This is a genomic window from Plantactinospora veratri (genome assembly GCF_036421995.1).
GTDB classification, from domain to species: domain Bacteria; phylum Actinomycetota; class Actinomycetes; order Mycobacteriales; family Micromonosporaceae; genus Plantactinospora; species Plantactinospora veratri.
In genome coordinates this window covers 36,488-61,704 of sequence record NZ_JAZGQL010000006.1, presented here as the reverse complement: position 1 = coordinate 61,704, position 25,217 = coordinate 36,488, and the positions used below count along the sequence as shown (strand labels likewise).

The following is a 25,217-nucleotide window of genomic DNA, read 5'->3' as shown; positions in this document are numbered from 1 at the left end:
TGCGTACACCCCCGTTTCCAGATCACCGGACAGCCGAACGCTACCAGCCGGCCCAGTGACCGATCTCACCAGCGGCGGGCGGAGCGGCCAGGTCAGGAGCAACTCGTCCGGGGCAGGCCGCCCACCGGCACCGGGGAGCGCCCGGTCGGTCGGGTCCGGCCGGCGAGCACCTCGGCGAGCGCGGTCAGCGAGGCCGAGTTCGACGAGTACGTCGCCAGCAGCACCTTGGAGTCGGCCCGGCCGAGCAGGTACGGGGTGTCCATCGCCACCGTCACGGCCGCGTTCCCGCGCAGGTCGGCGGCGGTGTCGCCGTACCCGACGAGGTGCACCACGGCCCCGCCGGAGGGTGTCACCCTGACCCCGGCGGCGGCCAGCGCCCTGCCGAGCCGGTCCCGGCTCCCCTCCCGGCCGCTCGCCGCGGTCACCGTCACCGGCCCGGTCACCAGCGGCCCGCGGCAGCTTCCGCGCAGCATGGTGATCGACGAGGCCGCCGCCCGGCGTGCCGCCTCCTGGTGTGCGGCGCTGTTCAGCGTGCCCATCTCCGGCCGGGGCTGCCCGGCCAGCCGGAACTTCAGCGTCAACACCCGGGTCACCGCCTCGACCAGCCGGGCCCGGGGCAGCGAGCCGTCCCGCAGCGCCGCCAGCACCCCGTTGTACGCCTCGGTCACGTTCGGCGGCATCAGCACCAGGTCGTTGCCGGCGTTCAGCGCGCGGACCGCGGTCGTCCCGGGCGGCTGCTTCGCCACCGCCGCCATGTCCATCGCGTCGGTCACCAGCACACCGGTGAAGCCGAGCTGTCCGCGCAGCACGTCGGTGAGGAGTTTGCGGGAGAAGGTGGCCGGCACCTCCGGGTCGACCGCCCGCACGTCGAGGTGCCCGGCCATCACCAGCCAGGCTCCGGCGGCGATCCCGGCCGAGAACGGCGGCAGGGCGACCGACTCCAGCTTCTTCCGGTCGGCGGTGACCACCGGCAGGCCCTTGTGGGAGTCGGCGGCGGTCTGGCCGTGCCCCGGGAAGTGCTTCAGGGTGGCCGCGACGCCCGCGCCCTGCAATCCGCGTACGGCGGCGCCGACCTGCACCCCGGCGGCCTTCGGATCCGACCCGTACGAGCGGGAGCCGATCACCTTGCTGTTCGCCTCCAGTACGTCGGCGCTGGGCGCGAAGTCGACGTTGACCCCGAGGGCGGCGAGTTCGGTGCCGGCGGCCCGCCAGGCCGACTCGGTGAGCGCCGGGTCACCGGCCGCGCCGAACGCCATCGGGCTGGGCAGGTTGGTCACCCCTTCGGAGATCCGGGTGACCACGCCGAACTCCTGGTCGATGCCGATCAGCGCCCCGGCGGCACCGGCCGGCAGTTTTCCGGCCGCGGCCTGTAGCCCGGCGGTCAGCTCGCGTACCTGGGCCGGGTTGTCGACGTTGGTGGTCGGCTGGGTGTCGCTGGTCGGGTCGTCGGCGGAGAAGCCGACCAGGATCAGCCCGCCCAGCCGGTACTTGGCGATCATCTCGGCCGGGGTCTCGACTCCGGCCAGCTTCCGGTTGCCGGCCGCCGAGCCGCCCGACACCTTGGTCGCGGAGTTGCCGTAGGCGTACGGCATCAGCACCTGGCCGACCAGGTCCTCGTCGGCGAGGGTGCCGACCAGTTGGGCGGCCCGGGCCGCCGGGTCCGGCGCGGCCGTCGGGGCGGTGCTGCTCGGCGCCGTTGACGGCGAGGCGGGCGCGGGGGCCGCCCCGGGCTGCCGCGAGCCGGCGCAGCCGGAGACGATCAAGGCGGTGACGAGGGGAAGCACGACCAGAGCGCGCCGGAGGGGAGTCGACACGCCCGCTATCCCACCAGCCCGTCCCCGGCCGGGCAACTTGACCATCGGCCCCGGGAACGGCCGGCCGTCGCTCAGCCGACCCGGGTGAGCAGGGTGACCGGGGCACCGTCCCCGGCGTACCGGTAGGGCTCGAGTTCGGCGTCCCAGGCGGTGCCCATCGCCTTGTCGAGGGCGTGCGCGAGCGCCTCCGGCGCCCGGGCCGACTCCATGATCGACCGCAGCCGGTCCTCGCCGAGCTGGATGTCGCCGGCCGCGCCGGCGGTGGCCCGGAAGAGCCCCCGGCCGGGGACGTACATGAACCGCTCACCGTCGACGCCGGGACTCGGCTCCTCGGTGACCTCGAAGCGGATCATGGGCCACTGTCTCAGGGCAGCCGCCAGCTCCGCGCCGGTCCCCGGCCGGCCGGACCACCCGCACTCCGCCCGACGGGCGCCCGGATCGACCGGCTGGGCCGTCCAGTGCAGGGTGACCGGCGCGGTAAGGACGCGCGCGATCGCCCACTCGACGTGCTGGCACACGGCGAGTGGGGTCGAGTGGACGTATACGACGCCACGCGTTGGCACGGTGACCTCCCGGAGAGCGAGGTGCGTCTTCCCCTACGACCTCGGCCTCGGCGGCTGATCACCTGTGCGATTGCTGGAACACATGATGACGGTTGTGACGGATGGTACGCCAGGGATTCACGAAACTGCCCGGGGGGAATAGCCGTACCGGTGACGGTAGTTGGACCGCACGTCAGCGGCGGTAGCCGTCCGGCCATCACCGGTGTCGTGTAAAATTTGCCCGCTGGCGTCTGTCGCACAGCCCTGTCCCTCCCGGACTTCCAGTCCTCCCGTACGTCTTCAAGGAGTCCCTCCGTGGCGAGCAACACCTCCAAGACCGCGCGCGCATCCGTCCGTGCCGGCCAGGCAGGCCAGGGTGGTGCCCTGAGCGTGCTCGGCGAGTTCAAGTACCTCATCCCGCTCAACGGCGGCAAGCACGCCTACGTGCGGAACCTGACCAACGGCAAGACCTCGCACCTGCGCACCGACTCCGAGGCTTTCGTCGAGGAGATCCGGACGTTGGCCGGTGCCGGCCACGCCATCAAGATCCGGGCCGAGCTGAACAACCTGGCCGCCACCTACCCGGCCGACGGCTGGGACACCACCGAGAAGCGCCTGGTCGAGGCCGGCGTCTTCGAGGCCTGAGCCGCACCGGCACAGAACCAGTCGCACGACCCGTAACGCCCCGACCCGGATCATCCGCGTCGGGGCGTTCGCATCTGCGCCGGCCGTCCCGCCGGTCGATCTTCCGGGTCGGCGACCTCACGTCCGGTCCGGATGATTCGCCGGGACGGCGCGCGGGTATCCACCGACGCAGCGACGCGTTCCGGCAGTCCGCGGACGTGGGCGCCGCGCCGGCCGGACCCGTCGGCGCCACCCGCAGCCGGAGCGCCGCACCGGGCACAATTGTTACCAACCGGTACGGCTACCGGCCCGATGCGGAGGTGACCATGCCCCACCCGGCCTCGGTACGGCTCACCGACGGCGTACGACTGCACGTCGACGTCTCGGGTCCGGACACCGCCCCGCTGACCGTGGTGCTGCTGCACGGCTGGACCCTGGACGGGCGTACCTGGCACCGGCAGTCGGCCGCGCTGCGCGAGACGTACGGCGACGCCGTCCGGGTGGTCTGCTACGACGCGCGCGGGCACGGCCGGTCCGGCCCGACCACGCTCCCCTCGGCCACCCTCGACCAACTCGGTGACGACCTGGCCGAGGTACTCGCCCAGGTCGCGCCGACCGGGCCGGTGGTGCTGGCCGGGCACTCGATGGGCGGCATGACGGTGATGGAGTACGCCCACCGGCACCCCGCCGACTTCGCCCGCCGGGTCGCCGGAGTCGTCTTCGTCGCCACCACCGCCGAGGGACACGCGCACACCGGGTACGGCGTACCGACCCCACTGGCCCGGCTGATCCGGCTCGCCGAGACCACCTGCGCCGGCCTGCTGGCCCGGTGCGGCGGCCTGCGCACCCCGCCACCCCTGCTGCACGCGCTCCGCCCCACCCTGCGCTGGCTGCTCTTCGGCGACGCCTGCGACCCGGCCGACATCCGGCTCACCACCTCGGCGGTGGCCCGGGCCTCGCTCGTCTCGATCGGCGGTTTCCGGTCGTCCATCGGGGCGCAGCGACGGCTGGACACGCTCGCCACCCTCGGCGACCTGCCGGCGGCGGCCCTGGTCGGGGACCGCGACCGGCTCACCCCGCCGCCCTGCACGGTGTCGATCAGCGAGGCCCTCCCCTCGGCCGAACTCACCGTCTGCCCCGGCGCCGGCCACATGCTGATGCTGGAACGGCCCGAGGAGGTCACCGCCGCGCTGCGCTCGGTCGTCGACCGGGTCCGGACCGCGACGAAGATCACCCGGAAGGCGACCCGCGCCAGCCGGCCGAGGCGGACCGCCGCCATCCTCGAACAGCCCAGACGGGTCGGCGCCGGACGCGGCGCACCCTGTCCCTGAGCCGAATCCGGCCGCTGCGCGACTGGCGTGGCCGAGCCGGGCCGCGCCGGCACGGCGTACCCTCGCTTCCTGGCAATTCGGCGCGCGGCCGCCCGGACTCCGGTGCCGGACGGCGACGTCGCCGCAGATCGATCTCCGGGAGCAGACGCGTTGACCGACAACACCACGCTGCGGCAGGAGATCGAAGCCGAACAGCGCCACCTGGACCGGGTCTACGCCCGGCTGGCGCAGTTGCGGCACTCCGCCGTACTGGCCGAGCGGGAGGGCTACCAACTGGCCCGGGTCGGCAACTTCGGCGCGCTGGTGGAACGGGACGCGATGGTCTTCCACGCCGCCCGGCGCCGGCACACCCTGGACGCCGAACACGAGGGGCTGGTCTTCGGCCGGCTGGACCTGAACACCGGGCAGGTGCTGCACGTCGGCCGCCTCGGCGTACGCGGTGAGCACGCCGAACCGCTGGTGATCGACTGGCGGGCACCGGCCGCCGCCGCGTTCTACCAGGCCACCGCCGCCGACCCGCGCGGAGTCGTACGCCGTCGGGTGATCACCTCCAGCGGCGAGCGGGTGACCCGGATCTCCGACGACCTGCTCGACCCGGCGGCGGCGCCGGACGGGATGCGGGTGGTCGGCGACGGCGCCATGCTCGCCGACCTCTCCCGGACCACCGGCCGGGAGATGCGGGACATCGTCGCCACCATCCAGCGGGAGCAGGACGAGGCGATCCGCTCCCCGGCCGGCGGGGTGACCGTGGTCTCCGGCGGTCCCGGCACCGGCAAGACGGCGGTTGCCCTGCACCGGGCCGCCTACCTGCTCTACTCCGACCGCAACCGGTTCGCCGGCGGCGGGGTGCTGGTGGTCGGCCCGTCCGCCGTCTTCGTCGACTACATCGCCTCGGTACTCCCCTCGCTCGGCGAGAACGCCGCCACCCTGCACTCGCTCGGCTCGCTCTTCGAGGGGGTGGCGGCGACCCGCACCGACCCGGCGGAGGTCGCCGCGGTCAAGGGCTCGCTGCGAATGCGTCGGGTGCTGGAGCGGGTGGTCCGGGACCAGGTGCCGGACGCCCCCACCGAGCTGCGACTGCTCTACCGGGGCGAACTGCTCCGGCTGAACGGCAGCGACCTGGAACGGATCCGGACCCGGGCGCTGCCGCCGGGCGCCCGCCGCAACGAGGTGCGCCGGGCCGGCTTCGACGGCGTCTTCGCCGCGCTCTGGGCACAGGCCCAGGAGTTGCGGGTCGGCCGGCTGCCGGACCAGCGCAGCTTCGAGGACGAGATCGCCGAGCGCCCCGAGTTCCGGGACTTCCTGCGCGCCTGGTGGCCCCGGCTGCACCCCCGGCACGTACTGCCCTGGCTGGCCGACCCGGAACGGCTGCGCCGGTACGCCGCCGGGATCCTGTCCCGGGCCGAGATCCGGCTGCTCGCCGAGGCGTACCGGACGCTGGGCAGTGCGGGACCGACCGTCGCCGACGTCGCACTCCTCGACGAACTCGACAACCTGCTGGGCCGGCCGCCCCGCCCGGCCCGGCGCAACCGTGACCCGTACCAGTTGGCCGGCGGGGTCCGCGAGGTGACCACGTACGCGGACCGGCAGCGCTCGGCCCGGGCCGGCCGGGACGCCGCCGCCGAACGGGGAGCGGACTACCGCGAGTACGCCCACGTGGTGGTCGACGAGTCCCAGGACGTCTCCCCGATGCAGTGGCGGATGCTGGGCCGGCGGGGCCGGCTCGCCTCCTGGACCGTGGTCGGCGACCCGGCCCAGAGCGCCTGGACCGGTGACCCGGCCGAGCTGACCCGGGCCCAGGACAAGGCGCTGGGCCGGCGCCCCCGGCACGAGTTCACCCTCACCACCAACTACCGCAACTCGGCGGAGATCTTCGCGGCGGCGGCCCGGGTGATCCGCGAGGTCTCCCCCGACCTGCCGCTGCCGGTCGCGGTCCGGGCCACCGGGGTGGCACCGGTCGAGCTGGTGGTGCCGGCCGCCGAGCTGCCGGACGCGGTCCGGGAGGCGGCGGCGAAGCTGCTCGCCGAGGTCGAGGGGACGGTCGGGGTGATCAGCGCGGTCACCCGCCGGGCCGAGGTCGCCGGCTGGCTGGAGCAGGCCGCCGACCCGCGCCTGGCGGTGGTCGACACCATGCAGGCCAAGGGCCTGGAGTACGACGGCGTCGTGCTGGTCGGCCCGGCCGAGATCCGGGCCGACTCGGCCGCCGGGGTACGCACCCTCTACGTCGCACTCTCCCGCGCCACCCAGCGTCTCAGCACCGTCGAGGTCGAGCGGTAAGGAAGGGCCCCCGCTTATCGTTTTCTGTCGTAGAAGGGCCCCCGCCTAACGCGTCCGCAGCGGCGCGGCATGTCCGTTAGGCGACAGGTCGGTCGTCTCGGCGGGCGGCCGGCGGTGACACTGGCCCGATGCGCCTCGTCGCACCGGTGCACTCCGTCGCGCGTCCCGGCGGATGAACCGTCCGCTGCTCCGGCTCGCCCTGGCCGGGCTGCGCGCGCACGCCGTACGGGTGGTGCTGACCGGGTTCGCGGTGGTGGTGGCGGTCGGCTTCCTCGCCGGCACCCTGGTCTACGGCGACACCGCCCGGGCGGCGTTCTACACCGACCTGGCCCGGTCGGCTCGGAACGTGGACGTGCTGGTCGAGCCGGAGCACGGGCTGCTCACCCCGGAGACGGTACGCCGGGTCGGGGCCGTCGACGGGGTGGCGGCGGTGGACGGGCGGGTGGTCGCCTGGCTGGGCGTACTCGACCGGAACGGCAAGCTGATCACGAGCCAGGACCACATCGGGTACGCCCTCTCGGTGCCGGGTGACGCCGCGCTGGCCCCGTACGACGTGGCCGCCGGCCGGTTGCCGGGCACCGCCGGCGAGGTCGCCCTGGACCGGGCCACCGTGGCCGGCGCCGGTTTCGCCCTCGGCGGGCCGGTGACGGTGCTGGACCGGGCGGGAACGGCACACCGGCTGCGTCTGGTCGGCGTGCTGGACCTCGGGGTGAACCGGCTCTTCGGCGGCTCCGCCGTCGCCGCGCTGACCTCGGCCGACCTCGGCACGCTGACCGGTACCGTCGACTACGCCCAGGTCGTGGTCCGGGCCGGCGACGGCACCGACCCGGCCCGGCTACGGGACCGGGTCGCCGAGGCGGTCGGCCCCGGCGCCCGGACACTGACCGGGGCGGATCTGCGGGACCGGCTCGCCCGGCAGGCGGCGAAGTACGTCGACGGCTTCCTCGCCGTACTGCTCGGCTTCGGCCTGGTCTCGCTCACCGTCTCGGCGTTCGTCATCTACAACACCTTCGCCATGCTCGGCGCGCAGCGGGTCCGGGAGGTGAGCCTGCTGCGCTGCGTCGGCGCCTCCCGGGCACAGGTGCGCGGCGCCGTACTCCTGGAGGCGGGCATCCTCGGCCTGCTCGCCTCGGTCGGCGGGCTGCTGGCGAGCCTGCTCGTCGGGTACGGGCTGATCCGGGGACGGGAGCTGGTCGCCTCCGACATCCCGCTGCACGCCCCGGTGGTGCGCTGGCCGACCGTGCTGGTCGCGCTCGGCTTCGGCACCCTGGTCACGGTGCTGGCCGCGCTGGTGCCGGCGGTGGAGGCGAGCCGGGTGGCGCCGCTGGCCGCGCTCCGGTCCCGGGACGCGGTCGAGGCGGGCGGGGGCCGGCGCCGCCGTACCCGGGTCGCGGTCGCGCTCGGGCTGGCCGGGGTCGGCGGGCTGGCCGTACTCGTCGGGCTGCCGCTCGCCTTTCCCGGGCTGCCGCTGGTGCTCGGCGGCGGCATGGTCGCCTTCCTCGGCGCGGTGGTGGCGGCCCCGCTGCTGGTGCCCCGGGCGGTCCGGCTGGTCGGCTGGCTGCCGGCCCGGCTCTTCGGTCCGGTGGTACGGCTGGCGGTGGCGAACGCCCGGCGCAATCCCCGGCGGGCGGCGGCGACCAGCACCGCGCTGACCATCGGGGTGGCCCTGATGGCGATGTTCAGCGTGCTGCTGGCGACCGCCCAGGAGCAGGCCGGACGCGAGCTGTCCGAGAACTTCCCGGTCGACTTCGTGCTGGACCGGGTCCGCACCGACGGCTCGCCGGCGGCGGTACGCGGCCCGCTGCCGCCGGGACTGGCACAGCGGCTGCGCCCCGATCCGGCGTTCGGCACCGTCGCCGAGGTGCGCCTGGCCAGCTCGCCGCTGGACGGGCGAATCCGGATCTGGGCGGTACCGCCGGAACGGCTGCACGGGCCGATCCGTCCCGAGGTGACCGCCGGCAGCCTGGCCGGGCTGGCACCGGGGACGGTGGCGGTGAGCCGGCAGCTCGCCGCCGACCGGGGCGTCGGGGTCGGCGACCGGATCGCCCTCGGCCTCGGCCCACCCGGGCCGCTGACAGTGGTGGCGGTCTACGACGACTCCCCGGTCGACGGTGCCGCCCTGGTCTCCTGGGCGTCGTTCACCGCCGCGTACGGCCCCGGGGAGCCGGACCGGCTCCTGGTCGACCTCGCCCCGGGGGTGTCGACGGCGACGGGCCGGCAGGCGCTGGACGCGGCCCTGGCCGACCAGCCGGCGGTCCGGGTACGCGGCCTCGCCGACCAGGCCGACGCGCTCGCCCGTACCCTCGACGAGCTGTTGGGGATCTTCGCCGCCCTGCTCGGCATGTCGGTGTTGATCGCCGTGCTGGGCATCGGCAACACGCTCGCGCTCTCGGTCGTCGAACGCCGCCGCGAGTCGGCGACGATCCGGGCGCTGGGCCTGTCCCGCCGGCAGTTGGCCACCATGCTGCTGACCGAGGCGGCCCTGGCCGGCGCGGTCGGGGCACTGTCCGGAACCGCCCTCGGGCTCGGCCTCGGCTGGACGGCCGCGCTGGGGTTGATCAGCGGGTACGGGCACGGGCTGCCGGCCGTACCCGTCGGGCAGCTCGCCCTCTGCGCCGCGCTGGCCGCCTCGGCGGCGGTGCTGGCCAGCCTCCCGCCGGCCCGGCGGGCCGCCCGGGCGCCGATCGCGGCCACCCTCGGCGACGAGGGATAGCCGGTCCGGTCGTTTTCCGGCTGCGACGACGTCACCGGCCGGCAGTATCGACAGCGGGGGCGACCGGGGCGGAAGGAGGGGCGTTGGGGGCCGGGCACGACCACGGGGGGCGGTTGACCTGGGCGGCGGAGCGGCACCGGGGACGGCTCTGGGCGGCCTTCGGGCTGCTCGCCGTCCTGATGGTGGTCGAGACGGTCGGCGCGCTGGTCACCGGCTCGCTGGCGCTGCTCTCCGACGCCGGGCACATGTTCACCGACGTGCTCGGGATCGGGATGGCGCTGGCCGCGATCACGGCGGCCCGGCGGGCGGTCGGTGACCCGCAGCGGACCTTCGGCCTCTACCGCCTCGAGGTGCTGGCGGCGCTGGCCAACGCGGTACTGCTGTTCGGGGTGGCGCTCTACGTGCTGGTCGAGGCGGTACGCCGGTTCGACGACCCGCCCCGGGTGGCGGCCGGCCCGATGCTGGTGGTGGCCACCCTCGGCCTGCTGGCCAACGCCGCCGCCTTCGGCCTGCTCCGGGCCGGGGCGCGGGAGAGCATCAACCTGCGCGGCGCCTATCTGGAGGTGCTCGGGGACCTGCTCAACTCGGTGGGGGTGATCGTCGCCGCCGTGGTGATCATCGTCACCGGCTGGCGCTGGGCCGATCCGATCGTGGCGCTGGCGGTCGGGCTGTTCATCCTGCCCCGCACCTGGCGGCTCGGCCGCAGCGCCGTACGGATCCTGGTGCAGGCCGCGCCCGAGCACCTCGACGTGGCGGCCGTACGCACCCGGCTGGCCGGGGTGCCGGGCGTCTGCGACGTACACGACCTGCACGTCTGGACCCTCACCTCCGGGATGGAGGTGGCCTCGGCGCACCTGAGGCTGGAGCGCGACGCGGAGGTCGGTACCGTACTCGCCGCGGCCCGGTCGGCGCTGCGCGAGGACTTCCACATCTCGCACGCCACGCTCCAGGTCGAGCCGAACACCGCACCGGGGGGCTGCGGCCCCACCGACTGGTGACCGGTAGCGACGTCGCGTCACGCATGGTCAGCCCGAGACCTTCGCCTCCGGCGTCCGCCGGCCGTCGAGACTCACCGATAGTTAGCGGCATCTTAAGTTTCCGGGTAGCGCTGAACATTTTTGTCCGGATACATCCGCCCAACTAGGAAAATCGCGAATCTAACTCCGGCAACGCCACGTATCCCCGGACGGCGACTGCCGGTAAGCTCGGCTCCGGTCTCCGCCGGGCGGCGCCCTCCGGCGCCTGCGGGGACCGTCGCCTAATCGCACGCGCGAGCCGGGGAACCACGTACCAGGGGTGTATCCGCGCCAGCGGTAGGGATCTTCCGTCCCGAACCCGTCAGCTAACCCGGTCGGCGGCTGACGGAAGGACATTGTCATATGCCGTTCCTGGCACCCACCCGACAGGCTCCGGCGTCCGCGCGGAGTGCCACGAGACCGCACCGGAAGGCCGCGACCACCGCGGCCGTCGCCCTGGGCATGGTCCTCGCGGCACTCGGCGGCGCACCCGCGCAAGCGGCACCGGAGTACGCGACCCCCGGGGCGCTGGCCGCGGCACCCGGCGGCGACGACATCGACGGAGGCACGGACAGCCTGCGCGAGCAGCTCCAGGCCGCCAGCAAGGGCTATCTGGCCGCCAAGACCAAGCTGGACAACTCCGTCAAGCGGCAGAAGGAACTGACCCGGCAGCTCGCCACGCTGCGTACCGAGGTGACGACCCGGAGCGAACGGGTCTCCGAGATGGCCGGCATGGCATACCGGACCGGTCGGCTCGGGCAGGTCTCCGCGCTGCTCAACAGCGGATCTCCGACCAGCCTGGTGGACCGGGCCGCCGCACTCGACACGATCTCGGCGAACGAGAGCCGGGAGCTGCGCGGGTTGCGGGAGAGCCTGGACAAGGAGACCCAGGCCAAGGCGGCGCTCGACAAGGAGATCGGCGAGCAGCGCAAGCAGGTCGAGGTGATGGAGACCCGCAAGAAGCAGGCCGAACGGGCGCTCGCGGCGGCGAACAACAGCGGCGGCGCCGGATCGGGAGTCAGCGGCAGCGGGGGCGGGTCGGCACGACCGGCACCCCGTAACGCCGACGGCTCCTTCCCCGACGAGTCGTGCAGTCTCGACGACCCGACCACCAGCGGCTGCATCACCGCGCGCACCCTGCACGCGCTGAAGCAGGCCCAGGCGGCCGGCTTCACCCGGTTCGTCTCCTGCTTCCGCAGCGGCGGCAGCGGCGAGCACCCGAAGGGTCAGGCGTGCGACTTCGCCGCCCAGAAGAACGGGTTCGGCGGAGTGGCGACCGGCGGCGACCGGACGTACGGCAACAACCTGGCGGCGTACTTCGTGCGCAACGCCGATCGACTGGGTGTGCTGTACGTGATCTGGTTCAAGCAGATCTGGCTGCCGAGCAGCGGTTGGAAGACGTACAACGGGGGCAACGGTGACCCGTCCAGCGACCACACCAACCACGTGCACCTGTCGATGAACTGATCCACCGCGCCGCGCACCATCGTGAACCGCCGGCACCGCCCGCCACCCCTGGGCAGTGCCGGCGGTTCTCGCTTTCAGCAGCCGATCCGGGTCGAGCCGAGCGCCACGTCGTCGAACCAGAGCGTGTCCGCGCCCTCGCCGTAGCTCTCCCAGCCCAGCCGCAGGTCGGTCAGGTTGGGCCGCCAGTTCGCCCGGTTGTACCACTGCCCGTCGACGTCGTGCGTCGGCGTACCGTCGGCGGTCAGCCCGGTCACCGCGGTCCCGTTGACCCAGGTGGAGAGCCGACCCTGCGCGCCGTCCACCATGAACTCCAGGCAGGTCCACTGGTTGACCGGCAGCGGCGCGCTGAGCGCGACGCCGTTCGGGCTCTGCTCCGGCAGGGTGGCGTCGTCGGAGGCGCGGTTCCATTGCAGCGCCCGGTTCTGCCCGCCCATCCGCAGGTCACGGTTGCCGTCGGCCGCGTCCCGCATGGCCAGGAAGGTCACGTGCGAGGTCGGCAGCGCGGTGGTGTGCCGGACCCAGAGCCGGGCGTAGCGCACCGCCCCGACGCTACCCAGGTTCCGGGTGGAGCTGACGAAGACGTGGTTGCAGTAGCCGACGGCACCGTTGATGCGTACCGACCGGGTGCCCTGGTGTGCGACCGAGGTGTCGATACTGGCGGTGCCGCTGCCCGAGCAGTCCGGGTAGCTGACGGCCCAGTCGCCGGAGGGCGCGGTGCCGGTCTGGTTCTCGAAACCGTCGCAGAGCACCGCGCCGCCGCAGCCGCCGCTCGGCGGCGGGGTGGTCGGCGGTACGGTCGGCGGCGGCGTCACCGTCGGCGGGACGCTGGTTGGCGGAGTTGTCGGCGGCCTGGTCGTCGGCGGCGCCGTGCTGGGTGGAGTGGTCGGTTCGGCGCCGTTGCACGCTTCGCCGTTCAGGGTGAATCCGGTCGGTGCCGCCGAGCTGGCGGAATAGCTGCCCTGGACGCCGAATTCGGCGGAGCCGCCGGCCGGCAGCGACCCGTTCCAGGCCACGTTCCGGGCGGTGACGGTCGCGCCGGACTGGCTGACCTCGGCGTTCCAACTGCTGGTGATCCGCTGGTCACCACCGTAGGTCCAGGTCACGGTCCACCCGTTGACCGGGGTGTCCCCGGCGGTCACCCGGATGGCGGCGGTGAAGCCTCCGGTCCACTGGTTGGCCGTGTAGTCGACCAGGCAGCCGGCGGCGGCCTGCGCGGTCGGCGTCAATCCGGTGCCGAGTACGGCGACGCTGCTCGCGGCGATCGCGGTCACCGTGGCCAGGGCCAGGGAGACGCGACGGTACGGTGCGGAGATCCGCATGGGAGTTCCTCTCGGACGACTGCCGGCCCGTCGCCGCCCCTGGGCGCGTGCCGGCAGTGCTGTTACGACAACGAGTGACCGACTCCCGAGATCACCTGTCCAAGCACGACACCGGCCAGCCCGTACCGGTCGCGTGATGGCGCCGACCAAGCTTAGAGACAGCCATCGATGCAAGCAACCGAGCCGGCCGCCGGCCAGCGAGAATGACGGGATGACGATCGCCCGCTCGCTGCTGCTGTTCCTGCTCGCCGCCGTCGCCGAGATCGGCGGCGCCTGGCTGGTCTGGCAGGGCGTACGCGAGAACCGGGGCCTGCTCTTCGTCGCCGCCGGCATGCTGGCGCTGGCCGGGTACGGCTTCGTCGCGGCGTTCCAGCCCGATCCGCACTTCGGCCGGGTACTCGCCGCGTACGGCGGTGTCTTCGTGGCCGGCTCGCTCGGCTGGGCCGTACTGGTCGACCGGTTCCGTCCGGACCGCTACGACCTGGCCGGCGCCGCCATCTGCCTGGTCGGCGTCGCCGTCATCATGTACGCCCCGCGCGGATGAAAGTTGTGCAAGGAACGGACGAGGAGCCACTCCCACCGGACCTGCGACGACGGTTCCGAACCTCCGTCGAAGGGCGGCGATCTCTGCAAACCAAATCTGAATTAAATCTGGCAAATCCCCTCAGATATCCATCCTCGACCGTGCTTTACGGCTTCGGAATCCGGTGATAGCTTCCCGGCAACATTTGCAAGAACTTGCAGGCCCGCGTCCCCGCTCTCCTCGCGCACGGGAGGTTCCGATGCGTACCCGACGACTTCCGACCGCCGCCGTCCGAAGAGGCGCCGCCCTCGTCCTGACCGGGGTGCTCGCCGCCGCGCTGGCGGCGGGCCTCGCCGACCGGCGGGCCGAGCGGGCCACCGCCAGCCCGGCCAGCCCGGGCGCCAAGGACGTGATCGTGCACCTGTTCCAGTGGCCGTGGGCCTCGATCGCCAACGAGTGCACCACCGTGCTCGGCCCGAAGGGCTTCGGCGGAGTGCAGGTGTCGCCACCGCAGGAGCACGTCGTCCTGCCCGGTCGGGGTTACCCGTGGTGGCAGGACTACCAGCCGGTCAGCTACCGGTTGACCACCCGGCGCGGCGACCGGGCCGCCTTCGCCGCGATGGTACGGACCTGCCACGACGCCGGAGTGAAGATCTATGTGGACGCGATCGTCAACCACATGGCCGGCGGTGCCTCGACCGGGGCGGGCAGCGGCGGCTCGACCTACGGCCACTACGACTATCCGGCGGTGCCGTACGGCAGCGGCGACTTCCACCACTGCGGGCGCAACGGCAACGACGACATCGCCAACTGGGCCGACCGGTGGGAGATCCAGAACTGCGAGCTGGTCGACCTCTCCGACCTGCGTACCGAGTCCTCCTATGTCCGGGGCAGGCTGACCGGGTACCTGAACGACCTGGTCTCGCTCGGCGTCGACGGTTTCCGGGTGGACGCGGCCAAGCACCTGCCCGCCGCCGACCTGGCCGCGATCGTCGACCCGGTGGCCGGCGACCCGTACGTCTTCAGCGAGGTGATCGAGGGCGGTTCCGGCGAGCCCACCCCGGAGGAGTACGCCGGGATCGGCGACGTCACCGAGTTCCGCTACGGGGACGTGGTCGGCAACGCGTTCCGGGACGGCAACCTGGCCAACCTCGCCAACCTCGCCTCGTCGATGCGGCTCGGCTCCGCCGACGCGGTGGCGTTCGTCGACAACCACGACACCCAGCGCAACGGCCGGGCCCGGCTGACCTACCGGAACGGCTCGGCGTACGCGCTGGCCGAGGCGTTCATGATCGCCTGGCCGTACGGCGTTCCGCAGGTGATGTCGAGCTTCACCTTCACCGATCCGGAGGCGGGACCGCCGAGGAACGGCAACGGCACCACCAGCCCGGTGGACTGCGCGAACGGCGGCTGGGCCTGTGAGCACCGCTGGCGGAGCACCGCGAACATGGTCGGGTTGCGCAACGCCGCCGCCGGGGCCGGGGTCACCAACTGGTGGAGCAACGGCGGCAACCAGATCGCCTTCGGCCGGGGCAGCGCCGGCTACGTCGCCTTCAACCGCGACAGCGGCCCGTTGACGCGTACCTTCCAGACCAGCCTGCCGGCCGGCAGCTACTGCGACGTGATGGCCGGGGACTTCACCGGCGGCTCCTGCACCGGTACGACGTACCAGGTCGACAGCGCCGGCCGGGTCACCGCGACCGTACCGGCGTCCGGCGTCCTGGCGCTGCACGTGAACGCGCGGACCTCGGGCGGCGGTCCCGGCCCGACCCCGACGGCCGGCTCCTGCCCGGCCGTCGCCGCCACCTTCGCGGTCACCGCGACCACGGTCTGGGGCGAGAACGTCTTCGTCACCGGCAACGTCCCGGCGCTGGGCAACTGGGACCCGGCGAACGCCGTGCCGCTCTCCTCGGCCGGCTATCCGGTCTGGCGGGGCACGGTCAACCTGCCCGCCGGCACGGCGGTGCAGTACAAGTACGTCAAGCGCAACGGCGGCCAGGTGGTCTGGGAGAGCGACCCGAACCGGTCCCGGGGTACCCCGTCCGCCGCCCCCTGCACCGCGACCTGGACCGACACCTGGCGTTGACCCTCGCCGGACCGACGTGTCGGTTCGGCGGGGTGCCGGCCGTACGTCGAGCTGCGTATCCGGCCGGTCCACACCGGCACGACGTCCGGACGGCGTTCCGCCGGCAGCATCAGTGCCATGAAGCTCTCTCCGCCCTGGCGAAAAGCCCTGCTCACCCTGCACGTGGTCACCGCGGTCGGCTGGCTGGGGGTCGACCTGGTGCTGCTGACCCTCGGCGCGGCCGGAGCGGGTGGCGCCGACGCCGACGTCGTCTATCCGGCGATGGCCCTGGTCGGCCAGACCGTCTTCGTACCGCTGAGCGTGCTCGCCTGGCTGGTCGGAGTCGCCGGCGCGCTGCTCACCCCCTGGGGCCTGGTCAGGCACCGGTGGGTACTGGTAAAGCTGGTGATCACCACCGTGATGCTCGGCGCGGTGCTCTTCGCCCTGCTGCCGAACCTCCAGGCCGCCGAACTCGGCGCGGCGACCCCGCCGGACGCCCGGCAGGGACTGCTGGCAGCGCCGATCGTCTCCAGCACCCTGCTGGTGATCGCCACGGTGCTCTCCACCTACAAGCCGTGGGGCCGGATCCGCCGGCCGGCGTCGCTCGGCACCCTGTCGCGGGCTGGTCGGCGAGCTGCATAAATAGCGGCTAAGAGGGTATCTAACGGGCATGAGCGGACATGTCATGGTCTTTGCCCCGGATCCCCAGTTGACGGTCACCATCGACCAGCCCGCCGACGAGACCGAGATCCATCTGCATCCCGGCGGGCAGGGAGTGTGGCAGGCTCGGATGATCAAGTGTCTGGGCGTGCACGTGGTGCTCTGCGCGGGGCTCGGCGGCGAGATCGGGCAGGTCCTGGAACCACTGCTCGCCGGCGAGGGGGTCGACCTCCGGGTGATCCACCGGGAGTCCAGCAGCGGCGGCTACGTGCACGACCGGCGGGACGGCAACCGCCAGGAGATCGCCTCGGTGCCGGGCCACCCGCTCGCCCGGCACGAGCTGGACGAGCTGTACAACCTCGCCCTCAGCGAGGGCCTGAGCGCCGAGGTCAGCATCCTCAGCGGTCCCGGCCACCCCTCGCTGGTCGCGCCGGAGATCTACCGCCGGCTCGCCGCCGACCTCGGCCACAACGGCAGCCGGGTGGTCGCCGATCTCTCCGGCGCACACCTGGCGGCGGTACTGGAGAGCGGCGTCTCGGTACTCAAGGTCAGCCACGAGGAGCTGCTCCGGGACGGCCTGGCCAGCGACGACAGCGAGGCGGAGCTGATCCGGGTGATCCAGGCGCTGCACGCGCAGGGGGCCGAGTCGGTGGTGGTCAGCCGGGCCGAGGAGCCGGCCCTGGTGCTGATCGACGGCGAGGTGGCCCAGCTCGACATGCCTCGACTGGAGGTGGCGGACCCGCGCGGTGCCGGCGACTCGATGACCGCCGGGGTGGCCGCGGTACTGGCCCGGGGCGACGACCTCCGACTCGCGATCCGGACCGGAGCGGCGGCGGGTGCCCTCAACGTCACCCGACACGGCCTCGGCACCGGCCGGCCGGACGCGATCGCCGGCCTGGTCGACCGGGTGACCCTGGCGCCGATGCGGGTGGACCAGCAGGATCGGCTGACCCCGGAGGAGTTGGCGCACCGGACGACGAAGTCGTGACGATCCGGGTACAGGTCACGGCATGACGATTCGGGTACTGGTCACCAACGACGACGGCATCGCGGCTCCCGGGCTGCGCTGGTTGGCACGTACGGCGGTGGAGCGGGGACTGGACGTGGTGGTGGCCGCCCCGAGCGAGGAGGCCAGCGGCGCGAGTGCCGCGATGAGTGCCGTGGAGCGGGACGGCCGGGTGGTCGTCGAGGAGCACCCGATCGAGGAGCTGCCCGGCGTTGCGGCGTACGGGGTGGCCGGCTCACCGGCGCTGATCACGCTGATCGCCCTGCACGAGGCGTTCGGTCCGGCGCCCACGGTGGTGCTCTCCGGGATCAACCGGGGCGCCAACGCCGGTCGTGCGGTGCTGCACTCCGGCACCGTCGGCGCGGCGTTCACCGCCGCCGCCAACGGCTGCCACGGGATGGCGGTCTCGCTCGACGTACTCTCCGTGCACGAGGCGAGCACCGGAAGTGGCGGTGCGGCGGTGGCGGTGCCCCGCCCGCACCGGGACGAGCGGCGACACTGGGCGACCGCGGCCCGGGTGGCGCTGGATCTGCTGCCCCGGTTGACCGCGGGACCCGTGCACAGCGTGCTGAACGTGAACTCCCCGGACCTGCCGTACGAGCGGCTGCGCGGGATCCGTCGGGGCACCCTGGCCGGGTTCGGGCAGGTACAGATGACGGTGGCCGAAGCCGGCAGGGGTTTCGTGCGTACCGCCCTGGAGGAGTCCGGCCAGCAGGTCGAGCCGGGCACCGACGTGGCCTGGCTTGCCGAGGGTTACGCCTCGGTGACGGCGATCCGGGCGGTCACCGAGGCGTCCGATGTGGACCTGTCCGGACTGGAGGATCCACGGTAGGGGCGGATGAGGGTGTTCCCGGGCCGCGACGATCAGGCGCGGTCGGGGGACGATCAGACGCCGGGGACCTTCGCCTCCTCGGCGGCGGCCGCGGCGCCCGCGAAGTACGGCTCCGGCGCGCCGAACAGGCCGAGGAGCCCGGTGACCCAGAGCTGCCGGTGGACGAACCGGCTCGGTTCGGTGACCACGAGCTTGACGCCGCTGACCTCCGCGGTCTGGAAGCCGGCGACCATGGCGCTGATGCCGACGGAGTCGATGAAGCTGACCAGTCGCATGTTGAGCTCGATCCTGGACGGTCGCCCCTTGGTCAGAACCCCGGCGATCGCCTCACGAACCTCGTACGCCGTATCGACGTCGATTTCTCCCCGAGGGGCGATCTCCACAACTCCGCCAGGCAGGACCGACTTGACGATCGACAGGCTCACGCGAGCACCTCCACTCGCCCATGTCCGGGCGCCTAATCAGTACGCGGGCCGCGACCGAGAGTATTCCTCTCACGGCCCCGATCGCCACCCTTCCGGACGGGCAATCTATTCAACGAGCCGACAAACCACGCTGGTAACGGGGCAAACTACGCTAAATTTTCCTGCACCGTCCGCTTCCGCACCTCCACCGTCACGCCCTCAGCGTAGCCGTCCCGCAGGTCGGGGCGGGCCACCGGTGCCCTGTGTCGTACCTCGCCCGGCCGCAGCCGTCTCCGTACCCGAATCCCTGTCGCCTATGCGACAGCAGGGCACCACCGGGGCTACTGGAGCCGGCGGGGGCGGTGTCGACGAACGGGGCGGCGGTACCACCGAGCACCTAGCATGAGCGCATCGGCCGTCGTCGGGCGGGCGATCCGGGCTCGGGAAGGGACACCTGATGCTGAGAAAGCTGATCGGACTCGCTGGAATCGGTGCGCTGCTGGCTCTGGTACTCGCCTGCGGATTCGGCGGCGGAGGCGATGACGACGACGGTGACGACGACGATTTCGCCCGGCGTGCGCCGGTCGTCCTGCTCCGTTGAGAAGCTGACGATCCCGGGTTTGCCAGGAAAGACACCTGGGCACCTCCTCCAGTAGCAACCCGCAAACCGCGCCGAACAGATGCCTCTGTCCGAAGTGGCCGCTGCGTTCGGCAACCGAGGAGGTAGCACGATGCTCGGAACCAACCTGCTGAAACATCAGAGCAAGCCCGAGCGGATCGCCGACCAGGCGTGGGAACACCTGACCAGCGCGGTCAACTCGGCCGGTGACTCGATGAAGTACACCGCCCGCTCGGCACGGCGGACCGGCTCCCACCTCACCAGCCACGCCGGAGACCGGATGGGCGCCGTGACCGACGAGGCCCGGGTGCGGGCCGGCCGGGCCTACGACGCCCTCGCCGGCCGCCGCCCGGGACTGCCCTGGGGATGGTTGATCGGGGCGGGCCTGGTCGGCGCCGCCGTGGCCTGGGCCGCCTCCACCGCTTCCCGGGCCGCGCTGGCCCGGGCCGAGCGGGAGCTGCCCGCCCACGACGGCGTGGAGTTCGTCGACGTCGACCGGGCCAAGCCGGTCGACCGGGCCCACTCACCGGTCCGGGTCGACACCGCCTGATCTCCGGGTACCCGCCCGGCCGGTCGGGCGGGTACCCGGACTCCGGGGCCCGACGCGGGAACGCGCCGGGCCCGTCGGACGTTCACGATCCTGTTCAGCTCCGCGCGCAGCTCAGCGACGCCGGTACGGCGTTCGCGCCGGTCCAGGTGCCGAGGAAGCCGAACGTCGTGGCGGCGTTCGGTGCCAGGTTGCCGTTGTACGAGACGTTCCGCACCGAAACCGACGAACCGCTCTGGGTGTGCGAACCGCCCCAGACCTGGCTGATCGTCTGCCCGTTCGCGAAGCTCCAGCCCACCGTCCAGCCGGTCATCGCCGACGTCCCGGTGTTCTGCACGGTCACCTCGGCCTGGAAGCCGCCCTGCCACGAGCCGGTCACCCGGTAGGCGGCCGTACACGCGCCGCTCGGCGGCGGCGTACCGGTCGGAGTCGCCGTCGGCGGGCGGGTGGTCGGGGTGGCCGTCGGTGGACGGGTCGTCGGGGTGGCCGTCGGCGGGCGGGTGGTCGGAGTCGCCGTCGGCGGGTTGGTGGGGCCGCCGAGCCGGTCCGCGACCAGGATGCCCCGACCGTTGGTGCCGAGGTAGACCCGGCCGTAGACCCTCGGGTCACCGGTCAGCGCCTCGCCCATGTTGCCGTACTGGTGCTGGTCGTCGTTGATCCGCACCCAGGCGCCACCGGCGTCGTCCGACCGGTACACCCCGCGCACGCCGTCGACGGTGGCGACCGCGAAGACCGCCGGGTACGTCTGCCCCGGCGCCGCCCGGCCGAAGCCGACGTTGACCGCGCTGCCCACGTTCGGCAGCTTCGTGAAACTGGCTCCGGAGTCGGTGGACCGGAAGATCCCGGTCTCGCCGGCCAGCCAGACGTGCCCCTCGGCCCCGGCCACCGCCTTGAACTTCGCCCCGGTGCTCGGCAGCCCGGTCGCGGCGGTGGCGGTGAAGCTCTGCCCGCCGTTCGTGCTGAGGTAGAACCGGCCGGCCGAGTAGCCGTAGAACTTGTTCGGGTTGACCCGGTCGGCCTCGACGGTCGCGTTCGCCGGGATGCCGCTGGACTGGCTCCACGAGTTGCCGTACCCGACGGAGTAGACCACCTGTTGCCCGGCGTCGCCGGGCGCCCAGACGAACCGGCTGCCGTCGGCGGCGGCCGCGACCGTGCCGCCGCTGTTGATCCCGCCCGGCTCCTGCGCCTGGAACCAGTTCGCTCCGCCGTCGGTGGAGAAGGCGACGTGGCTGTCGTTCGGCCGGTCGGCGTCGGTGAAGTTTCCGGCCCGGACCATGACGCCCGGGTTCAACTCGGCGAAGTCCAGGCTGGTGGTGCTGGTGAAGACCGGTTGGGTGAACATCGTCGCCGGTACGGCGTCCAGGCTGGTGTGCCGGAAGCCGCCGATGTCGCCGAGCCCGCTGACCAGCGGGGCACCCGACGGCGGGCTGACCAGGTCGAGGACGGCGGTCTCCTCCAGGCCCCGGACCATCGGCCGGATGGTGACCGTACCGCCGCTGTCCCAGTTGCGCAGGTTGGTGGTGCCGTAGATCGTCGCACCGGTGCCGTACATCAGCCGGTTGCCGTCGAACGGGTCGATCTCGACGGACTCGTTCATCCAACCCAGCTTCGGAGTCTCCTCCGGCGGGGTCGGGTTGGCGCCGAAGGTCAGCCACGGCACCGAGCTGATGTCCATGGTGTAGCGCTTGGTCCGGTTCGGGTACGCCCCGAAGTCCCAGATCCGGGTCCAGGTCGCGCCGCCGTCCGTACTCCGGAAGAAGATCGCGTCCGGCCACCAGGAGATCTGCGTCGCCACCATGATGGTGTTCGGGTTCTGCCGGTCGATGGTCAACCCGCTGTAGCCGTAGTACGCGTCCGCGCTGCTCGACGGCACCGGGCTGATCTGCGTCCATGCCCCGGTGGCCCGGTTGAACTTCCAGACGTCGCCCTTTGCCCCGTCGTACGGGCCGCCGGTGTCGCTGGTGGCGATGTAGAGGAAGCCGCCGGCCGGGTCGACGACGCCCTTGTGCGCCAGGTAGCCGGTGGGCTGCCCGGCGATCCGCTCCCAGCTCGTACCGCCGTTGGTGCTCCGGTAGACCGGGTTCTCCTTGTCCGCGACCCCGACGTAGATGGTCTGGGTGGTGGTGCCGGCGCTACCGGTGGATTTGTCGAAGCTGACCCAGGTCACACCCTGGTTGCCGTTCAGGTAGTTGTTCGGGTCGTTCGGGTCCTGGGCGTAGTTGCCGGGGTTCGGAAAGTTGCCCACCTTCGCCCAGGTGACGCCGTAGTCGGTGCTGCGCCAGAGCCCGTTGCCGCCCTCGGCGCCGTAGTAGACGACGCTGTTCCGGTTCGGGTCGACGGCGAGTCGCTCGCCCTGGCCCCGGCCCGGCATGTTGCCGCCCACCTTGAACGGCAACTGGTACGCCTGCCAGGTGTTGCCCTTGTCGGTGGAGCGCAGGATCGCCCCGTTGTTCGGGTCCCAGTCGTTGGTGTACATCCCGACGGCCGCGTAGACCCGGTTGGTCTGCACCGGGTCGGTGGCGATGCTGAGCACGCCGTTCCAGCCCCAGCGGTCCCAGCCGACCCAGTCCAGCAGCGGGGTCCAGCTCTGGCTGGACTGCTCCCAGCGGTAGGCGCCGCCGATGTCGGTGCGGGCATAGATCAGGTTCCGCTCGGTGGGGTTGAAGACGATGCCGGGGACGAAGCCGCCGCCGTCGATCCGGACGTTCCTCCACGAGTACGGCTCCGCCGCCGCGGCCGAGGCCGGTGCCGAGGCGGGGCTGACGGCGACCTGGGCCACCACGGCCACCGCGCCGGCGGCCAGTACGGCCGCGAGCGCGTGGGCGAGACTTCTACGCATGTACGGCTCCCTGTGTCAAAGAGCTTGCGCTGGTTCGGCGTGCCCGAGGGTCACCCCCGGGCCGGACGAAGCGTCGGCGCGGCGGGCGGTCCGGGTGGTTGCCGGGAACGCACCGCCACCGGTGCGGTCGCGCCGACCGCGCGCACGGACGGAAGGATCGAGCCGGGAGCTGCCCCTGCTCCCGTGGCGTCGTCCTGGCTCCCGGAACGGCGTCGTGCAGACGTTCACACAGGGCTGTCCACGCTGTCAATAGTTGGGGGGCCAAACTAACCGCCCCGGCTGGACCGGTTCAGCCGAGCCGGAACACCACCGAGCCGGAGACCTCCTCGCGGGTGACACCCAATCCGTCGACCGGCCGGTTCAGCACCTCCTGCCACGGCGTCCCGGCCAGGTACTCCGGCAGCACGACGACGGTACGCACCCCGAGTTGCCGCAGGTGGTCGACGCTGAACCGGTCGGGGAAGCCGGCCGTGATGCCGAGGGTCTGCGCCTGCGACTCCGGGGTGAAGGCGGCGAGCCCGTTCACGATCTTCGGGAAGCCGTCGGTGGACCAGAGCATCACGCTGAACTCCAGGGTGCCGCTGCTCGGCAGTACCAGCAGCGGACCCTCGACCCCGCGCAACGCGGCCGGCTGCGGGATCACCGGTGCGTGCGGGGTGGTGTTGACCCCCTCCAGGACGATCAGCGCGAGCGGGACCAGCGCGACCAGCCGGACCAGCGCCCTGCGGAATCCGGCGGCGCGCCGGCCGGGTACCCGTCGGTCCGGCTCCTCGGTGCCGGGCGGCGGCTGGTAGGCGGCCCTGCGCAGCACCGGCAGCGGCGCTCCGGCCCGCTCCCCCGGCTCCGGCGGAACCTGGTCCGCGTCCCGGTCCGGACCGGGTTGCCCGGACTCGGCGCCGCCGGCCGACGGGCTGGCGTCGGCGCCCGACGAGGCGGTGGCCGGGACCGACGAGGCGGTGTCGGCGCCCGGCCGCGTCGCGTCGACGGGGTCGCCATCCGGCGACCGGTCGGCGGACGGTTCCGTGCCGAGCTGGGTCAGCGCGGTGAGCGTACCGGCGGCCAGGATGCCGAGCAGCAGGGTCGTCCAGAGCACCAGCCGGCCGGAGGTCCGGATCGCGTCGAAGCCGGGCGCGTGCAGCACCAGGGTCGCGTACCCGGGATCGCCGTCGCCGCCGAGGGTGGTGCCGCTGGCCAGCCCGACGCTGACCAGCACGCCGACCGCGAGCATCACCCGGTGCCGCAGCCGCCAGGCCGAGAAGAAGAGCCCGGCGAAGGCCAGCCCGATCAGCACGACCCCGGGCAGCAGGGTCATCTCCCCGGCGAAGCTGAGACTCTCCCGGGCGACGGCGTGCCGCTCGCCCCAGAGCCAGTTCTCCGGCGGCGCGGTCAGGAAGCCCCGCCACGGCGGCGAGAACATCTCCACGTGTGCCAGCGTCCGCCGGCCGGCCGGATGCCGGGCCACCACCTCCAGGTAGGGCAGCGCCATGAAGATGCTGACCCCGCTGAACACCGCACCGCCGGCCAGGTCGGCCAGGAGCAGCCGTCGGCCGAACGGCGGACGGGACCGGCGCCGCCACCACGACCAGGCATAACCGGCCGCAGCGGCCAGGCAGACCAGCGCCAGCACGTAGCCGAACGGCAGCCCGATGCCGAAGCCCAGGGTCATCTGCCAGGCCGCCACCAGCCAGCCGGCGAAGGCCCAGCCGGGACGGCGCCGCTCCGGCCGGTAGCCGTACCGCAGCGACCAGCCGTGCCCGCGCGCCAGCATCGCGCACGCCAGCGCGATGCCGCCGATGGAGAGCACGTGCAGGTGCCCGGCCTGAGCCAGCTTCCAGGGGGCGTACCCGAAGGCGACCCCGGCCGCCGCCGCGCCGATCCGGCCCGCGCCGAGCTGCCGGACCAGCGCGTACGCCCCGACGAAGGCGAGCGCGTGCACCAGCACGTAGAGGATGTTGTAGCGGACCACGCCGGCCACCGGACCCTCGCCGATCATGCCGGCGGGGGCGTAGCCGAGCAGGGTGTCCGAGTAGGCGTAGGTGTAGGGCTCCGGGTAGAAGGTGTTGGAGTGCCACAACTGGGTCGGGTCGTGCAGCAGCACGTGGCCGCCCCAGGCGATCTGCCACGCCTGGAGGGTCGGGTCGCCGATGTCCTGCGGAATCGTGCTGGTGAGGTGGCGCAGGGTCGGCCAGGTCAGCACCACGGCCAGCAGCAGCCCGCCGAGCACGGCCAGCGTCCACTCGTGGCTGACCAGCCGTACCAGGAAGGGAGGCCGGGGCACCCGAGCCGGGCCGCCGGGCGCGGCGCCGGCCTCCGGCGGTCCCGCCCGGTCGTCCGGCGGCTCCCCGGCCGCCCGCCCGGCGGAGCCGTCCCCGGCCGCCCGGGCGTCGGGTATCTTCCCGGCCCGGTCGTCGGGTCCGGCCGGCGCCGTCTGCCGCTCGATCGTCATCCTGCCCATTCCTTCCGGCCCGGGGCCCTGTCCCCCGCAGCACACCGGCACTTCCCGGAGCACATCGGCATTGATGATCCCTGATCCCGACCGGGGCTGTCACGCCCGGCGACCCGGCTCATCCCCACCGGGTGAGGGACGCTCACCCGACGGTGAGCCAGAGTCGGTCGCGG

At 73.0% G+C, this 25,217-nt stretch carries 19 protein-coding genes and 1 riboswitch; of the genes, 13 read left to right on the top strand and 6 right to left on the bottom strand.

Annotated features, from left to right (window positions below; genetic code table 11):
- Nucleotides 1–92: 92 nt before the first annotated feature.
- Both V1634_RS09680 and V1634_RS09675 read right to left on the bottom strand, forming a co-directional pair.
- On the bottom strand, nucleotides 93–1,814 hold the full coding sequence (locus tag V1634_RS09680; RefSeq protein ID WP_331207422.1) for a glycoside hydrolase family 3 protein: 1,722 nt from the start codon (nucleotides 1,812–1,814) through the stop codon (nucleotides 93–95).
- Nucleotides 1,815–1,885: 71 nt separating this feature from the next.
- Complete coding sequence (locus V1634_RS09675) at nucleotides 1,886–2,377, bottom strand: DUF3145 domain-containing protein (protein WP_107261790.1); 492 nt, start codon at nucleotides 2,375–2,377, stop codon at nucleotides 1,886–1,888.
- A 294-nt stretch (nucleotides 2,378–2,671) separates the two neighbouring features.
- Between V1634_RS09675 and V1634_RS09670 the strand changes: the two genes are divergently transcribed.
- From V1634_RS09670 to V1634_RS09645, 6 genes are all read left to right on the top strand, one after another.
- Nucleotides 2,672–3,001, top strand: a complete 330-nt coding sequence (locus V1634_RS09670; RefSeq protein WP_331207421.1) for a hypothetical protein — start codon at nucleotides 2,672–2,674, stop codon at nucleotides 2,999–3,001.
- 305 nt (nucleotides 3,002–3,306) lie between these two features.
- Entirely contained in the window at nucleotides 3,307–4,311 is a 1,005-nt protein-coding gene (locus V1634_RS09665) for an alpha/beta fold hydrolase (protein ID WP_331207612.1), read from the top strand.
- A 150-nt stretch (nucleotides 4,312–4,461) separates the two neighbouring features.
- The gene (locus tag V1634_RS09660; RefSeq protein WP_331207420.1) at nucleotides 4,462–6,588 is read left to right on the top strand and encodes a HelD family protein; all 2,127 of its coding nucleotides are present in this window, start codon (nucleotides 4,462–4,464) and stop codon (nucleotides 6,586–6,588) included.
- Nucleotides 6,589–6,760: 172 nt separating this feature from the next.
- The gene (locus V1634_RS09655) at nucleotides 6,761–9,301 is read left to right on the top strand and encodes an ABC transporter permease (RefSeq protein ID WP_331207419.1); all 2,541 of its coding nucleotides are present in this window, start codon (nucleotides 6,761–6,763) and stop codon (nucleotides 9,299–9,301) included.
- A gap of 83 nt (nucleotides 9,302–9,384) precedes the next feature.
- Nucleotides 9,385–10,299: a cation diffusion facilitator family transporter gene (locus V1634_RS09650; RefSeq protein WP_331207418.1), complete on the top strand. Its 915-nt coding sequence runs from the start codon at nucleotides 9,385–9,387 to the stop codon at nucleotides 10,297–10,299.
- Nucleotides 10,300–10,546: 247 nt separating this feature from the next.
- A riboswitch (cyclic di-AMP (ydaO/yuaA leader) is annotated at nucleotides 10,547–10,674 on the top strand.
- Between the two features lie 105 nt (nucleotides 10,675–10,779).
- The gene (locus tag V1634_RS09645; RefSeq protein WP_331207417.1) at nucleotides 10,780–11,784 is read left to right on the top strand and encodes a coiled-coil domain-containing protein; all 1,005 of its coding nucleotides are present in this window, start codon (nucleotides 10,780–10,782) and stop codon (nucleotides 11,782–11,784) included.
- Nucleotides 11,785–11,858: 74 nt separating this feature from the next.
- Here the strand turns inward: V1634_RS09645 and V1634_RS09640 are convergent, their stop codons facing one another.
- Nucleotides 11,859–13,103: a cellulose-binding domain-containing protein gene (locus V1634_RS09640; RefSeq protein WP_331207416.1), complete on the bottom strand. Its 1,245-nt coding sequence runs from the start codon at nucleotides 13,101–13,103 to the stop codon at nucleotides 11,859–11,861.
- 211 nt (nucleotides 13,104–13,314) lie between these two features.
- On the opposite strand from V1634_RS09640, the gene V1634_RS09635 reads away from it, so the two are divergent.
- From V1634_RS09635 to surE, 5 genes are all read left to right on the top strand, one after another.
- Nucleotides 13,315–13,647 carry a YnfA family protein gene (locus tag V1634_RS09635; RefSeq protein WP_331207415.1) on the top strand — a complete coding sequence of 111 codons (333 nt, stop codon included), beginning with the start codon at nucleotides 13,315–13,317 and terminating at the stop codon, nucleotides 13,645–13,647.
- A 238-nt stretch (nucleotides 13,648–13,885) separates the two neighbouring features.
- Nucleotides 13,886–15,712: a carbohydrate-binding module family 20 domain-containing protein gene (locus V1634_RS09630; protein ID WP_331207414.1), complete on the top strand. Its 1,827-nt coding sequence runs from the start codon at nucleotides 13,886–13,888 to the stop codon at nucleotides 15,710–15,712.
- Between the two features lie 117 nt (nucleotides 15,713–15,829).
- Nucleotides 15,830–16,333: a hypothetical protein gene (locus V1634_RS09625; protein ID WP_331207413.1), complete on the top strand. Its 504-nt coding sequence runs from the start codon at nucleotides 15,830–15,832 to the stop codon at nucleotides 16,331–16,333.
- A gap of 28 nt (nucleotides 16,334–16,361) precedes the next feature.
- On the top strand, nucleotides 16,362–17,339 hold the full coding sequence (locus V1634_RS09620; protein WP_331207412.1) for a 1-phosphofructokinase family hexose kinase: 978 nt from the start codon (nucleotides 16,362–16,364) through the stop codon (nucleotides 17,337–17,339).
- A gap of 22 nt (nucleotides 17,340–17,361) precedes the next feature.
- Nucleotides 17,362–18,189, top strand: a complete 828-nt coding sequence (gene surE / locus V1634_RS09615; RefSeq protein ID WP_331207411.1) for a 5'/3'-nucleotidase SurE — start codon at nucleotides 17,362–17,364, stop codon at nucleotides 18,187–18,189.
- Between the two features lie 53 nt (nucleotides 18,190–18,242).
- Here the strand turns inward: surE and V1634_RS09610 are convergent, their stop codons facing one another.
- Entirely contained in the window at nucleotides 18,243–18,614 is a 372-nt protein-coding gene (locus V1634_RS09610) for an STAS domain-containing protein (RefSeq protein WP_331207410.1), read from the bottom strand.
- Between the two features lie 436 nt (nucleotides 18,615–19,050).
- Between V1634_RS09610 and V1634_RS09605 the strand changes: the two genes are divergently transcribed.
- Both V1634_RS09605 and V1634_RS09600 read left to right on the top strand, forming a co-directional pair.
- The gene (locus tag V1634_RS09605) at nucleotides 19,051–19,194 is read left to right on the top strand and encodes a hypothetical protein (RefSeq protein ID WP_331207409.1); all 144 of its coding nucleotides are present in this window, start codon (nucleotides 19,051–19,053) and stop codon (nucleotides 19,192–19,194) included.
- 130 nt (nucleotides 19,195–19,324) lie between these two features.
- Entirely contained in the window at nucleotides 19,325–19,762 is a 438-nt protein-coding gene (locus V1634_RS09600) for a hypothetical protein (RefSeq protein WP_331207408.1), read from the top strand.
- Between the two features lie 94 nt (nucleotides 19,763–19,856).
- Here V1634_RS09600 and V1634_RS09595 read toward each other — a convergent pair whose 3' ends face one another.
- Nucleotides 19,857–22,598 carry a cellulose binding domain-containing protein gene (locus tag V1634_RS09595; protein WP_331207407.1) on the bottom strand — a complete coding sequence of 914 codons (2,742 nt, stop codon included), beginning with the start codon at nucleotides 22,596–22,598 and terminating at the stop codon, nucleotides 19,857–19,859.
- 289 nt (nucleotides 22,599–22,887) lie between these two features.
- Nucleotides 22,888–25,044: a hypothetical protein gene (locus V1634_RS09590; protein ID WP_331207406.1), complete on the bottom strand. Its 2,157-nt coding sequence runs from the start codon at nucleotides 25,042–25,044 to the stop codon at nucleotides 22,888–22,890.
- Nucleotides 25,045–25,217 lie beyond the last annotated feature (173 nt).